This is a genomic window from Arthrobacter sp. 7Tela_A1, assembly GCF_049311065.1.
Classification (GTDB): Bacteria; Actinomycetota; Actinomycetes; order Actinomycetales; family Micrococcaceae; genus Arthrobacter_B.
Window position 1 is genome coordinate 92,527 of sequence record NZ_JAXIOO010000005.1, and the last position, 13,669, is coordinate 106,195.

The window sequence follows — 13,669 nt, forward strand, 5'->3', positions numbered from 1 at the left end:
CCAGCCCGCGCTCTCGCAGAATGCGACGAGGCCCATGAGCACAGCGATCCCCCCTCACTCCGGCCAGACAGGGTCAGGCCGGTCCCCGGCCTCGGCCGGCGCAACCGCCGTTCCTCCGGACGGGGAGGGACCACCCCGGGACACCGGGCGCAGCGCCGGCCCGCCGGCGTGGCTGCGGCTAGTCATACCTGTGCTGCTGATTATTGTCTGGTTCGGGCTGGGCGGAGTGGGCGGACCGTACTTCGGCAAGATCAGCGAAGTCCAGCAGAATGACCAGGCATCCTACCTCCCCTCCAGCTCTGAATCGACGAAGGTCAGTGAGCTGCAGCCGGAGTTCACGGACAGCGAGGCGATTCCCGCGGTCGTGCTCTACGTCAACGACGGCGGGCTGACGGACGCGGACCGCTCTTTCATCCAGGACCGGACCACGGCGTTCGCCGATGCCCCCGGGGTCAGCGGCGGAGTGTCCCCGGCCCAGTTCTCCGAGGACGGGAAGGCGGCGGAGGTCTTTGTTCCGGTGGCGGACGACGACGCCGCGGCCGACAACGTGGAGAACCTCAGCACCGTGGCAAAGGACGGACTGCCAGACGGGCTCTCCGCCTACGTCACCGGACCCGCCGGACAGCTGGCGGACATCTCCCAGGCTTTCGGCGGCATCGACGGTGCGCTGCTGATCGTGGCGGTCATCGCGGTGCTGGTGATCCTGGTGATCGTCTACCGGTCGCCGCTGCTGCCTATCCTGGTGCTGCTGACCTCCATCCTGGCCCTCTCCGCCGCGATCCTGGCGGTGTACTGGCTGGCCAAAGCGGGTGCAGTCACGCTCAACGGACAGGTACAGGGCATTCTCTTCATCCTCGGCATCGGCGCAGCCACGGACTACTCCCTGCTCTACGTCTCCCGCTACCGGGAAGCCCTGCGTGACCACGCGGACCGCTGGGGAGCCACCCGTGCCGCCCTGCGTGGCACGTTGGAACCGGTCACCGCCTCCGCCGGCACCGTGGTGGCCGGCCTGCTGTGCCTGCTGCTCAGCGACCTGAACTCCAACAAGGCGCTTGCTCCCGTGGCTTCCCTCGGGATCGTCTGTTCCTACCTGGCCGCCATGACGCTGCTTCCCTCGCTGCTCTTCGTCTTTGGCCGGGCTGCGTTCTGGCCGCGCCGTCCGGCCTTTGGCTCCCCGCATCCGGACCGTGACCACCAGGCCCGCGGTTTCTGGCCCGCTGTGGCCCGCACCGTGCGCAACCATTCCCGGCGCACCTGGCTGATCTGCGCCGTCATCCTCGCCGCCGCCGCAGTGGCCGTGGTGGACTTCCGCGCTTCCGGTGTGCCGCAGAGCGACTTTGTCCTGGGTCAGACGGAGGCCAAGGAAGGCCAGGCAGCGCTGGGCGAGTACTTCCCTTCAGGATCCGGCAGCCCGGTGCTGATTGTCGCCCCCGAATCGGAGCTGCAGTCCGTGGCGGACACGGTGCTTGGCACTGACGGGGTTTCCGATGTCACAGTGGTGGCCCAGGGAACTCCGGCCGGAACCCTGCCCGTCACGGACGCCGGCGTGCAGGTCCCGCCGATCCCGGGTTCCGAAAATGCAACTCCGAAGACGGTGGACGGACAGGTGCTGCTCCAGGCCACCCTGACGGAGAACGCCGACTCGACGGCGGCGGAGGACACGGTCCGGGAGCTGCGGCAGAAGCTGGACAACCAGCAGGAGGTCCTGGTGGGAGGTACCACCGCCACCACCGTGGACACCAACGACGCCGCGGAGCATGACCGCAACCTGATCATCCCGGTAGTGCTGGTGGTGATCTTCTTCCTCCTGATGCTCCTGTTGCGGGCAGTGCTTGCCCCGTTCCTGCTCATCCTCACCGTCATGCTGTCCTTCGGCGCGACGCTGGGCATCTCGGCTCTGCTGTTCAACTACGTGCTGGACTTCCCGGGCGCGGATCCGGCGGTCCCGCTGTACGGGTTCATCTTCCTGGTTGCCCTGGGCGTGGACTACAACATCTTCCTGATGACCCGGGTGCGGGAAGAGACCCTCGTCCTGGGCACCCGGGACGGGATTATCCGGGGACTGATGATCACCGGGGGCGTGATCACTTCTGCCGGAATCGTGCTCGCTGCGACCTTCGCCGCGCTGGGCGTGATCCCCGTGCTGTTCCTGGCGCAGCTGGCTTTCATTGTTTCCTTCGGCGTACTGCTGGACACCCTGGTGGTGCGATCGCTGCTGGTTCCCGCCCTGTCCTATGACATTGGCCCGCGGATCTGGTGGCCGTCGAAACTCGGCCGGCCAGCAGAGCAGGACAAGGCCGCAGCGGGGTCCCGGTAAACTCGAACCCATGGGAGAAACAGTGGAAACAGACCCGACTACCGAACAGCTTGGGGCCGTACGCACGGCCATTGACGAGATTGACGAAGAGATTGTGGCGCTGATTTGGCGCCGCGAACGCCTGGTCCGGCTTGCCGGGGGCCTGAAGGACGACGACGCCCAGGTCCGTGCCCGGGACCGTGTGGAGGAAGTCATCAACCACGTGCGGGAGGCCGCCAAAGCACAGGAACAGGACTCCACGGTGGTGGAGAAGACCTACCGCGCCATGATCGACGCTTTCATCGACTATGAGCTGCGCACCCGCCGCGAAGACGAAGCGCAGGCCAGGCTGGACGCTTTCAGCCGCAGTTAGCCCGGTTCGCCGGCTACCAGGCCGCGGGCGCTGATCCGAGCGGTCCCGCGGGCAGCTCCCACTTCAGAACGGGAACCGGTCCTTCAGAGCTGAAGACAACGGGCGGTGCCAGGCGCTCGCCGGGTCCCCAGTAGGTCTGCTCTGCTGTCCGCGGCAGCGCGGGAGCGGACGGCTCCTTCGGTAACTCCCAGGGCGGGGGCACCGGACGGCGGCTGTCGGCAGTTCGCTGCAGCTCCTCCGCTGTCCGGGCCAGGGAGAGCCTGGCGGCATATACCTCTCCGTCCAGCCGACGGGACCAGGCCCGGACGGCTGCAGCGGCAGCCAGATATCCGGTGGCGTGGTCCAGTGCCTGGACCGGCAGCGGCAGCGGAGCCCCTGCCGAAGACCAGGCCATGCCGGCGTCGGCGATTCCGGTCGCCGTCTGCACCAGGGAATCAAAGCCCCGGCGGCCGCGCCACGGACCGGTCCAGCCCCAGGCGTTGACCGCCACGGTGACGACGCCGGGACGCAATTGCTGGAGGCGGTGTTCGTCCAGTCCCAGTCCGGTGAGGGCACCGGGGCGGTAGCCGTGCACCACCAGGTCTGCAGCTGAGATCAGTTCGCGGACCTTCGCAGCACCGCTTGGGGTGCGCAGGTCCAGCCGGGTACAGCTCTTGCCCACCGTCATTTCCGCCTCCAGCGCAGGCTTCTGCCAGCCGGGCGGATCAATGCGCAGGACCCTGGCACCGAATCCGGCAAGAAACCTGGTAGCCACTGGTCCGGCGATGACACGGGTAAGATCCAGGACCCGCACACCGTCCAGCGGCCGTTGCGGGGACCCTGCCGTTTCAGCGGGCAGCTGCGGAGCGCGGCGGGTCCAGCAAATGAGGGGTTCGGCCCGGACAGCCTCTCCCTGCGGGTGTGCCTGCCACTGTTCCACCGTCCGCAGCCGGGCCGCACAGCCGCCGGCTTCCACCACGGCTTCTTCGAGTTCCCCGCCTTTCCAGGCGCTGACGGCCAAGGCCGCGGTCTCCGGGCCGGTATCCGCGGGCAGGCCCAGGACTGCGAGCGCAGCCCGGCGGTGGTGGGGGGCGTTGGTATGCAGCCGTACCCAGCCGTCGGCACAGCGGTAGTTCCGGGAGAGGGGGTCCCAGGGCGGCGGAACCACCCATCCGGCGGGACGGAAGGAGCCGCCAAACCAGGCACGGGAAAGATCCGGGAGGGCTTCGGCGTGGACCGGCAGGCCGGAGAGCCGGGAAGCGAGTTCCGCAACCGCGCTGCCGGCTGCTGCGACGGACGCGGCCGCGAAGGAGCGCACGGGATAGCACGACTCCATGCGGCAGCTCCCCTCGGTCCCGGTTCCTGTTGCAGTAGGCTACGTCACAGATCAGGGCCCGGACAGGCGCCGGCCGCACAAATATCCGCACCCATCAGGCGTGAAAGGGCACCGCAGGTGAAAGATCCAGGCACAGCCGGCAGTTCCAGATGGAAAGCGGCGGTTGCCGCGCTCGCAGATTCGCGCCGGCTGGACCTGTACGGCCGGATCATCACCGCGGCCGGGCAGGGCGAACCGCTCGCGGGCCGCGATCTGGACCGTGCCGGGACCAAGTCGCTGGACGTCCTGCTGAAGGCGGGGCTGGTCCGGGACGGACAGGACGGCCTGCATCCTGTCCCGGAGGTTTTCTCCCGTCTGCTGGCTGCTGACCGGACACCCCGGGATGAGTCCCCGCTCCGGCACCTGGGCCCGTCAAGCTCCGGCAGCCTGCCCTCCAAACGTGCCGACCGCCTGGACGTCCTGCACTACCTGGCCGGGGAGGTCTTCTCACGCTACGGTGCCCTCGGCACCGGTAAGGACACAGAAACGGACGACGCCGGCACCGGCACCGGCAATGCCGGGAATCCTGCCGGCCGTGCCCGGCTGACGGAAGCCGAGGTCACCCGGAGGCTCGCCGCCTTCACACAGGACCCGGCAATGTTCCGGAGGGCCATGGTCGATGAAGGAATCCTCCGCCGCAGCCCGGACGGGTCCCGCTACTGGCTGGCCAAGCCGCGTCCGGCGGACGGTATCGAATTTGCCGGCTGAACAGCAGCGCCGTTCCCTGCTGCTACGACGTTCCCTCTTCCAGGATCGACACGATGGAGAAGAGCGTGAAGCAGACGGCTCCGAGTCCAACCAGGACGTGCGCGCCGACAAAGAACGCCGGTTCCGTGCCTGCGGCTTCAAAAAGGAACGCGGCGAAGAACAGGCAGGTGAGCGCCGTTCCGATGGGCATCAGCGGAATGCGGTTGGCCAGGGCAAACGTGCGCCGCCAGACAAGCGCGAGCAGCAGCACCTTCGAGAGAATGCTGAAGCAGATCAGCCCCAGACCGATCAGCACGCATCCAGGTGCCAGTCGATACGGCTCGTTTGAGCTGAACAGTACAAAGAGCCCGAGCAGCACGTTGACCAGGCCCGCGGCTCCAACGAGCCACGCCCAGGCGAATCGCTCACCGTCGCTGAACACGTTGCGCACCTGGCGCACGATGCTCGCGACGAGGGATATCAGCGACGTGCAGATCGCAGACAGGCCGATCAGGACGTGGCCTGCAACGAACCCGGGAGTGTCTCCGCGGGCCAGCATCCCGCCGGCCAGGGAGAAACCGGCGACGGCGGCGGCAGCCGGAACGATGGTCAGCGCCGTCCCGGCGGCGCGGGAATGGGCGCCCTCCGGCGGTCCGCCCAACGGCTCGAGCAGCTGTGCCGACTGGATCAGTGTGAACTTTGTGGATGCGGCCGCTACGGTGCTGACGCAGGCGGCGACCAGGCCTACTCCGATCACGACGAAGCCTGCGGTGAGGTTCTCCGCGGCGTTGTCCCGGTTGGCCAGAACTATGCCCCAGAGGATGGCAGCGGCAGCGGCCACGTAGCCGGAGAGCGGCAGGACAAACTCCCACACGCGCCCGTAACGGTTGATGAGCTGCCTGATGATGGTGGCCGCCGTCGTGAACAGGGCATAACAAATAGCAGTCAGCCCCACGTTGACGTGTCCGGCAATGAAGTGATTGGCATCCTCGGGCCCGGACAGGATGTAGAGGCCGTAGGACAGGCAGACCGCGCCCATCAGGAGGGGGATGGCGCGGAAAATGATGCTCATTGTCCGGTTCATGTTGTCCAGTTCATGGCACGTCCCGCTGGGAAGAGAGGATTCCGTGCGGCTTCGACATCGTGGCCGGTCCGCGGTTAGTCAAGTTTGCGCCTGCCTTACCCGCGGAACAATGCCCGAGGCAGGGAACAGATCACGGCCGCGGAAGTTCGTGCCTTCCGCGGCGGCGATGCCTTCGGGGTCACTGCAGTCCGGACCCAAGGGGCTCCGCCGACCGTTGACTTGGCAGGATGGCGGGCGTCTGATGGTTAGTGGGTTTTGGTTCCGGACCATCCACGGATGACTTCCCAAGGAGGCGTCATTGGCCGCTCGATTCACAGCCCATGGAGCCGAAGCTACCCATACGGGGGCCCGTGCCGCCACTGATCTTGGATCTCCGGCGTCGTCCTACCGGCGCCCACCCCCCTCTGCTGCCGAGCAGCCGCCCGTGCCGCCCGATCAGCATGGCCCGGCAGCACCGTCACCGCATAGCCGGCGGCAGATAGTGCTGGTATTTGCCGGCCTGATCATGGCTGTACTGATCTCGGCCCTGGACCAGACCATTGTCTCCACCGCCCTTCCCACGATCGTGGGCGACCTGCAGGGACTGGACCATCTGTCCTGGGTCATCACCGCCTACCTGCTGACTTCCACCATTGGGCTGCCCATCTACGGCAAGCTCGGTGACCTGCTGGGCCGGAAGAACATTTTTATCTTCGCGATCATCGTCTTCCTCATCGGATCGGCCCTCTCCGGCCAGGCGCACAGCATGGCTGAGTTGATCACCTACCGGGCGCTGCAGGGCGTGGGCGGCGGCGGCCTGATCATCGGTGCGCAGGCAATCATCGGAGACATCGTCCCTGCTCGCGAGCGCGGAAAATACATGGGACTGATCGGCGCTGCATTTGGAGTCGCTTCGGTCAGCGGACCGCTGCTGGGCGGCTACCTGACCCAGTACTGGTCATGGCGGTGGGTCTTCTACATCAACCTGCCGCTCGGAGCCATTGCCCTGGCGCTGATCATCACCTCCCTTCACCTGCCCAAGCGCAGCGCAGCCGGAATCAAGCTGGACTATCCCGGTGCCATCCTGCTCGCCTTCGCGAGTGCGGCCCTGGTGGGCATTACCAGCTGGGGCGGAACCACGTACGCCTGGACGTCCCCGACGATCCTTGGCCTCGGCGCAGCAGCCCTGGTTGCTATTGCCGTGTTCATCCCGGTGGAGCTGCGGGCTCCGGAGCCGATCCTTCCCCTGAGGCTGTTCAAGATCCGCAACTTTGTGGTGTGCACGCTGGTGGGGCTCGCCGTCGGGCTGGCGATGTTCGGCAGCATCTCCTACCTGCCGACCTTCCTGCAGATGGTCAACGGGGCCAGCGCCACCGATTCGGGGCTGATGATGCTGCCCATGACGGCAGGACTGCTGCTCAGTTCCATCGGGACCGGCCAGCTCATTTCCCGCACCGGACACTACAAGATCTATCCGGTCCTGGGATCGCTGGTGATGATCCTGGGGCTGCTGCTGCTCTCCCGGATCTCCGCGGAATCTCCGTACTGGTTCACTGCGCTGGGCATGTTCGTGCTCGGCCTGGGAATCGGTGCGCTGATGCAGAACCTGGTCCTGATTGTGCAGAACAGCGTTCCGCCCCAGAACATGGGCACCGGGGTCTCCTCCGCGAACTATTTCCGGCAAATCGGCGGAACGCTTGGAATCGCCGTCTACGGCTCCGTGTTTATCTCCCGGCTCAACGACGAGGTGGCCAACGCCCCGGAGGCCGTTCGCGGGGTGACGAGCAGGGGAGTGAACTCCATCAGCCCCGAGCAGCTGAAGGCGCTGCCGGCCCCGGCACGGGACTTCATCGCCGATGCCTTTGCAACCGCCCTGCCGCCGATCTTCCTGCTCGGAATCCCCGCGCTGGGGGCGGCGTTCGTGCTGACACTCTTTATCCGGCAGATTCCCCTGGCCACAGAGGCAAGCGTGCAGCTGGACGGGGAGGCAAAACGCTGATGGTCCGCACCGGTGCACACCCGGCAGTCCCGGCCCAGGGCGGCGGCACTGAGGTTTCCGGCGTACATCGGCACCCCAGGCATGCTGCCCCGGCCTCTGCCGGCTCCCCGGCGGTTCCGCCCCGGACCGACCAGGCAGGGAGGCCCAGGAAACCCCGGCACCGGAAAACACCGGAGGAAAGGCAGGCCGCCGCCCGGGAGAGTGCCATCCGGGCAGGCTTAACCGGTCCGGCAGGCAGGAAAGGCTGGATAGCGCCCCGTTTGGCAGCAAACCCAGGGGCACGTCCGGCGGGAGGGCATGACTCCGGCCAGGAGGGGCCCGCACCGGCAGCGCCCGCAGCTCCCGGCCAGGAGACAGGGCCTGGTGCACCTGGATCGGGAACCCCAGGGGACGTCCCCGGGGAACCGGCCGGCGAAGGAGCGCGGCGTGGCCGGATACTGGTTTTCACCGGTCTTGTCCTCTCGGTCCTGCTCGCAGCGCTGGACCAGACCATCGTAGCCACGGCCCTGCCGACCATCGTGGGGGACCTGAACGGGCTGGAGCACCTGTCCTGGGTAGTCACCGCCTACATCCTCGCTGCGACGATCGGGCTGCCCATCTACGGCAAGCTCGGTGACTTGTTCGGCCGCAAGAACATCTTCATCTTCGCCATTGCCGTGTTCCTGCTGGGGTCGGTGCTTTCGGGCCTGTCCCAGAACATGGGCCAGCTGATCGCCTTCCGGGCCCTGCAGGGCATAGGCGGCGGCGGGCTGATGATCGGGGCGCAGGCGATCATCGGGGATTTGGTTTCCCCGCGGGAACGCGGACGGTACATGGGCCTGATCGGTGCGGCGTTTGGCCTGGCTTCAGTCGGCGGGCCGCTGCTGGGCGGCTGGATCACCGATTCCTGGTCCTGGCGGTGGGTCTTCTACATCAACGTGCCCATCGGCGCGGTGGCGCTCGCCGTCGTCATCACCTCCCTGCACCTGCCGCGGCACGGCGGGGTGCGCCCGCGCCTGGACTACCTGGGAGCGGCACTGCTGGCGGCGGCTTCGACCGCGCTGATCCTCGTGACCAGCTGGGGCGGGACAACCTATGAGTGGTCCAGCCCGCAGATCCTGGGCCTTTCCGCTGCTGCCCTGGTGGCCGGAGGTGCCTTCGTGTGGGCGGAATCCCTGGCATCGGAGCCGATCCTGCCGCTGGGCCTGTTCCGGATGCGGAACTTCCTGGTACCTGTGCTGGCGGGTATCGCCGTCGGAATTGCCATGTTCTCCACCATTTCCTACCTCCCTACTTTCCTGCAGATGGTGGGAGGGGCCAGCGCCACGCAGTCTGGCCTCATGATGCTGCCGATGATGGGAGGGCTGCTGCTGACCTCCATTGGAACCGGCCAGCTGATTTCGCGCACCGGCCGGTACAAGATCTACCCCGTTGCGGGGTGCGCCGCGGTGATCTGCGGGCTGCTGCTGCTGTCCCGCATTTCGGCCGAGACCCCCTACTGGTTCACGGCCGTGGGGATGGCGGTCCTGGGCATGGGGATCGGGGCGCTGCTGCAGAACCTCGTCCTGATTGTGCAGAACAGCGTGCCGCCCCGGACCATGGGAACGGCGATCTCCTCAGCCAACTACTTCCGCCAGATCGGTGCGTCCTTCGGTATTGCGGCGTTCGGGTCCATCTTCGTGAACCGGCTGACGGACCAGCTGGCCGGGGCTCCCGCAGGTGCCGCGGACGCCATTCCGGGAGGGAGCATCAACTCGCTGACCCCGGCCCTGCTGCAGAGCCTGCCCCAGCAGGCCAAAGAGGTGATCGCTTCAGCGTTCGGACAGGCCATGCCCCCGATCTTCCTGCTCAGCGTGCCGATCGTGGCCGCCGGCGGGGTGCTGTGCCTGTTCATTCAGGAGATACCGCTCTCCAGGCAGACCCGGGTTGAGGCAGCGTCGGAATGAGTCCGGCACAGGACTCCCACCAGGTTCCTAGGCACAGCCGGGCCCATTGTCAGACTGGAGCCGTACACTGGAGTTCGAATATATGTTCGAATATTTTCAGCCAGGTGTTTCAGCCTGGCCTAGGCACGTGGAGGGGCAGCCGTGGGACTTTTCAGCGAAGCAATAGAGGTGGTGTGTTCTCCGGCGGGCATCCCGCTGCGGCTTACCTGGCAGGGGAGGACCTACAAGGTCGCAGCCAATCCAGTGCGCTGGTATGAGCGCCGCAGCTGGTGGGAGGAAGAACCCCGGGCAGAACGCGGGCACGGGGCCGGGCTGGTGGACTCGGAGATCTGGCGGGTGCAGGCACGCCTGAACCCACGCTCCGCGCTGCGCACCCTGGATATCTCCCGGCAGACTGCCTCCAATACCTGGCGGCTGATCCGGATCCATGACGCCCTGCGGGAAAGCGCCTAGCGTCCTGCCGCCATGAGCTTCACCCATCTCCACGCCGCTACCGCGTTCAGCGCCCACTACGGCACGTCCTGGCCGGATGAACTGGCCCGGGCCGCCGCGGCCGACGGTGCTGACGCGCTGGCCTGCACCGACAGGGACGGCCTGTACGGCACGGTCAAACACCTGCGTGCCTGCATGGATGCCGGTATCGACCCGGTCGTCGGCGTGGACCTCGCCATCCTGGACAGTGAAGGCAAAGACGCCGCCGTCACCGGGAGGGTAGTGATCCTGGCCCACGGGCATAACGACGGCGCCGGATACCATGCGCTGTGCCGGCTGATTTCCGATGCACACGCCGGCACGTCTCCTTCCCGCGGCAGGGCAGGCCGCCCGGCCAGGATCACGCTGGAACAGCTCGCCTCCCGGTCGGTTGGAAAGGACGGGGAACCGCTGCTCACTGTCCTGGTGGGTCCCTACTCGGACGTCGGACGAGCCATGCGCAGCCGCAGCTACGCCGTCGCGCGCACTCTGTTTCGCCGCTGGCTGGCGGTTGTGCCACGTGCGGCGCTCGCCGTTGAGGTGGTCACCCACCTCAGCGCCCCGGGGGCAAACCTCAGCCTGGCCCACGCAGTACGGATGCTCCGGCTCTCCGATGAGATGAACATTCCCGCCGTGCTGACCAACGCCGTGCGCTATGTGGATGAAGACGGAGCAGCTACGGCAGACGTGCTCGACGCCGCACGTGCCCTGACCTCCATGGGGCAGCTGGCTGACCTGCAGCCCAACGGCCAGGGCTGGCTGAAGTCCGGGAAGCAGATGGCCGCGCTCGCAGCGGAAATCAGCCATGAAGCCGGTTACGGGCGTTCCGGTGCAGCGAAACTGCTCGCCGGCACGGAGGCGCTCGCCGATTCCTGCCGTATCGACCCGGCGTCGGACATGGGATGGAAGCAGCCGGTGGTGCCGGAGGCATCGGTCATCGGGATTGACGCCGAACCGGGCCTGGAGCTGCGCGGACGCTGCGAAGCCGGAATTGGCAGGCGCTTCGGCCATCTGGATTCCACCGCGGAAGCGGCCATGCGCAACCGGCTCGAACACGAGCTGGGCATTATCGAACGGCTCGGGTTCGCGTCCTATTTCCTGACCGTCGCCGAAGTCTCCACGATGATTCGGGAGATGGGGGTGCGGGCAGCAGCCCGTGGGTCCGGAGCCTCCTCCCTGGTGAACTACCTGCTCGGAGTCAGCCACGTGAACCCGCTGGCACATGACCTCATCTTCGAGCGGTTCCTGTCCCGGGACCGTTCCACCCTGCCGGACATCGACATTGACGTGGAAAGCGCCGAACGGCACAACGTCTACCACCGCATCTTCCAACGCTTCGGGGCTCAGCGGGTGACCCTGATGAGCATGCAGAACGGATACCGGGCACGCGGGGCGGTGCGCGACGCCGGTATGGCCCTGGGCCTTCCCGAAGAGGAGGTCGGCGCCGTCGCGAAGGCCCTGTGGCGCTTCTCTGCCAGCCACTTCCGTGAGGCGCTCGCAGAGAAACCCGAGCTGCGGGACGTTGCCGAGGCAGTGCAGCAGAACCGCCAGCTGGATCTGCTGGTGGACCTCACGGAGCGGCTGGACCGACTGCCACGGCATATCTCCATGCATCCGTGCGGGGTCATCCTGGGAGATACATCCCTGCTGGACCGCACCCCCGTGCAGCCCAGCGGCCTGGGCCTTCCCATGTCCCAGTTCGACAAGCACGACATGGACCCTATGGGCATGCTCAAGCTCGACGTGCTGGGCGTCCGCATGCAGTCGGCGATGGCGTTCGCGCTGAAGGAGATCATCCGGATCCACCCGGGCAGGGAGGAGGTGGCAGCGGCCGGCGCGCACCCGCCTGCTGCGGACGGAAGCCCTCCGGCCTGGATAGCCGACGACGGGCGGATCGACCTGGATGCCGTGCCGCTGGATGACAAACCCACCTACGACCTGATCTGCAGCACGCACACCCTGGGCTGTTTCCAGATTGAGTCCCCGGGCCAGCGCGAACTGGTGGGGAAAATGGCGCCGCGGGAATTCAACGACCTGATCATCGACATTTCCCTCTTCCGGCCCGGTCCCATGAAATCGGACATGGTCCGTCCGTTCCTGGAACACCGGCATGGCTGGTCACCGGAGGAGTACCCGCACGAATCGCTGCGCCCGGTGCTGGCCGAAACCCACGGAGTGACCGTTTTCCACGAACAGGTCCTGCGGACCTTTGACGTGTTCACCGGCTGCGGACTGGCCAAGGCAGACGAACTGCGCCGGCTGCTGGGAAATCCCGACGTCGAAACGGGGGTGGAGGACTTCTTCCGCCGGGCGGCGGAGAAACGCGGCTACGACGCGGAGACCATCGACAAGGTCTGGGAAACGCTGAAGGCCTTCGGCAGCTTCGGATTCTGCAAAGCCCACGGTGCTGCCTTCGCTGTTCCCACCTACCAGTCCGCCTGGCTCAAGACCCACCACCCCGAAGCCTTCCTCGCCGGCATTTTCGAGCATGACCCCGGAATGTATCCCCGGCGGCTGCTGGTTGCCGAAGCCCGGAGGATGGGTATTCCGATCCTGCCGCTGGACATCAACCGCAGCGGAGAACAGTACCGCGTGGAACGGGTACCCGCCGTGCCCGCGGGCCCCGGCCGGAAGGCCCAGCCGGAACGCCTGGGCATCCGCCTGAGCTTCGCCGGAATCTACGGACTCTCGGCCGCTGAAGTCCGCAGGATCGCCGCCGGGCAGCCTTTCGACTCCCTGGCGGACCTTCGGGCCCGCGCCAAATTGTCCAGACCGTCCCTCCAGCGCCTGGCCCAGCTGGGCGCCTTCGATTCGCTCACCCGCGAGACCGGGTCCCGCGGCAGCCGTGCCGACCTGCTGCAGCATCTGGCGGAGACCACCGGGAAATCCGGGTCCCGGAAGTACGATCCCATTCCCGGCCAGCTGTCCCTGCCGCTGGGGGACACGGAACTGACCAACCTGGTTCCGCAGCTGCCTGAACCAACACTGCCGGAACGGGTCCGCACCGAACTGGACCTGCTCGCCGTCGACGTCAGCGCCCATCTGGTGGACAGTTATGAACCGCTGCTGGCAGCCCTGGGTGTGACCAAAGCCGAATCGCTGCTGCAGCTGCGCAACGGCACAGAGGTGCTGGTAGCCGGCATCCGGGTCGCCACGCAGACTCCGCCGATGCGCGGCGGGCGCCGCGTGGTGTTCATCAGCCTCGACGACGGCACGGGATGCGTGGACTGCACCTTCTTCACTGAAGCACAGGAAAAGACCGGCCCCCTGCTCTTCGGCACCGAACTGATGCTGATCCGGGGGCTCACCCGCCGCACGGGACCCCGGGGCATGAGCCTGCAGGCGCTCCAGGCCTGGGACCTTACGGACACAGCTTCCCTGCCCGTACGTCCTGCCCCGGAAGAGCGCGGCAGGTTGGTGGGGCCCAAGCACAGCGGATAACATCGTAAAGGCGTGCCATTGGACGCGCGGGCAAACCCGTGCGCAGGTGCCAGCACAAAC

Annotated in this window: 9 protein-coding genes; 7 read left to right on the forward strand and 2 right to left on the reverse strand. The window is 66.9% G+C overall.

From position 1 onward, the window contains the following. The first annotated feature begins 34 nt into the window (after positions 1–34). Together TVB01_RS03625 and TVB01_RS03630 are read left to right on the forward strand one after the other, a co-directional pair. Positions 35–2,317 (forward strand): MMPL family transporter, encoded by a 2,283-nt coding sequence (locus TVB01_RS03625; protein WP_422454177.1) that lies wholly within the window; start codon positions 35–37, stop codon positions 2,315–2,317. A gap of 10 nt (positions 2,318–2,327) precedes the next feature. Continuing rightward, on the forward strand, positions 2,328–2,669 hold the full coding sequence (locus TVB01_RS03630; protein ID WP_422454179.1) for a chorismate mutase: 342 nt from the start codon (positions 2,328–2,330) through the stop codon (positions 2,667–2,669). A 13-nt stretch (positions 2,670–2,682) separates the two neighbouring features. Here TVB01_RS03630 and TVB01_RS03635 read toward each other — a convergent pair whose 3' ends face one another. Beyond that, on the reverse strand, positions 2,683–3,984 hold the full coding sequence (locus tag TVB01_RS03635) for a CoA transferase (protein WP_422454181.1): 1,302 nt from the start codon (positions 3,982–3,984) through the stop codon (positions 2,683–2,685). A gap of 117 nt (positions 3,985–4,101) precedes the next feature. Here TVB01_RS03635 and TVB01_RS03640 point away from each other — a divergent pair, with 117 nt between their 5' ends. Beyond that, complete coding sequence (locus tag TVB01_RS03640; RefSeq protein ID WP_422454183.1) at positions 4,102–4,731, forward strand: DUF2087 domain-containing protein; 630 nt, start codon at positions 4,102–4,104, stop codon at positions 4,729–4,731. Between the two features lie 22 nt (positions 4,732–4,753). Here TVB01_RS03640 and TVB01_RS03645 read toward each other — a convergent pair whose 3' ends face one another. Further along, on the reverse strand, positions 4,754–5,782 hold the full coding sequence (locus TVB01_RS03645) for a DUF2776 family protein (protein ID WP_422454185.1): 1,029 nt from the start codon (positions 5,780–5,782) through the stop codon (positions 4,754–4,756). Between the two features lie 493 nt (positions 5,783–6,275). On the opposite strand from TVB01_RS03645, the gene TVB01_RS03650 reads away from it, so the two are divergent. The 4 genes from TVB01_RS03650 to TVB01_RS03665 all read left to right on the forward strand — a co-directional run bounded on the left by TVB01_RS03650 (position 6,276) and on the right by TVB01_RS03665 (position 13,609). Continuing rightward, on the forward strand, positions 6,276–7,772 hold the full coding sequence (locus TVB01_RS03650; RefSeq protein WP_422454187.1) for an MDR family MFS transporter: 1,497 nt from the start codon (positions 6,276–6,278) through the stop codon (positions 7,770–7,772). A gap of 260 nt (positions 7,773–8,032) precedes the next feature. Beyond that, positions 8,033–9,697, forward strand: coding sequence for an MDR family MFS transporter (locus tag TVB01_RS03655; RefSeq protein ID WP_422454189.1), 1,665 nt, complete (start codon positions 8,033–8,035; stop codon positions 9,695–9,697). A gap of 141 nt (positions 9,698–9,838) precedes the next feature. Continuing rightward, positions 9,839–10,150, forward strand: a complete 312-nt coding sequence (locus TVB01_RS03660) for a DUF6504 family protein (protein ID WP_227895667.1) — start codon at positions 9,839–9,841, stop codon at positions 10,148–10,150. 12 nt (positions 10,151–10,162) lie between these two features. Further along, the gene (locus TVB01_RS03665; protein WP_422454191.1) at positions 10,163–13,609 is read left to right on the forward strand and encodes a DNA polymerase III subunit alpha; all 3,447 of its coding nucleotides are present in this window, start codon (positions 10,163–10,165) and stop codon (positions 13,607–13,609) included. Positions 13,610–13,669 lie beyond the last annotated feature (60 nt).

Coding starts and splice junctions, on each gene's coding strand:
- TVB01_RS03625 (WP_422454177.1), top strand. CDS start 35: ATGAGCACAGCGATCCCCCCTCACTCCGGCCAGACAGGGTCAGGCCGG.
- TVB01_RS03630 (WP_422454179.1), top strand. CDS start 2,328: ATGGGAGAAACAGTGGAAACAGACCCGACTACCGAACAGCTTGGGGCC.
- TVB01_RS03635 (WP_422454181.1), bottom strand. CDS start 3,984: ATGGAGTCGTGCTATCCCGTGCGCTCCTTCGCGGCCGCGTCCGTCGCA.
- TVB01_RS03645 (WP_422454185.1), bottom strand. CDS start 5,782: ATGAGCATCATTTTCCGCGCCATCCCCCTCCTGATGGGCGCGGTCTGC.
- TVB01_RS03665 (WP_422454191.1), top strand. CDS start 10,163: ATGAGCTTCACCCATCTCCACGCCGCTACCGCGTTCAGCGCCCACTAC.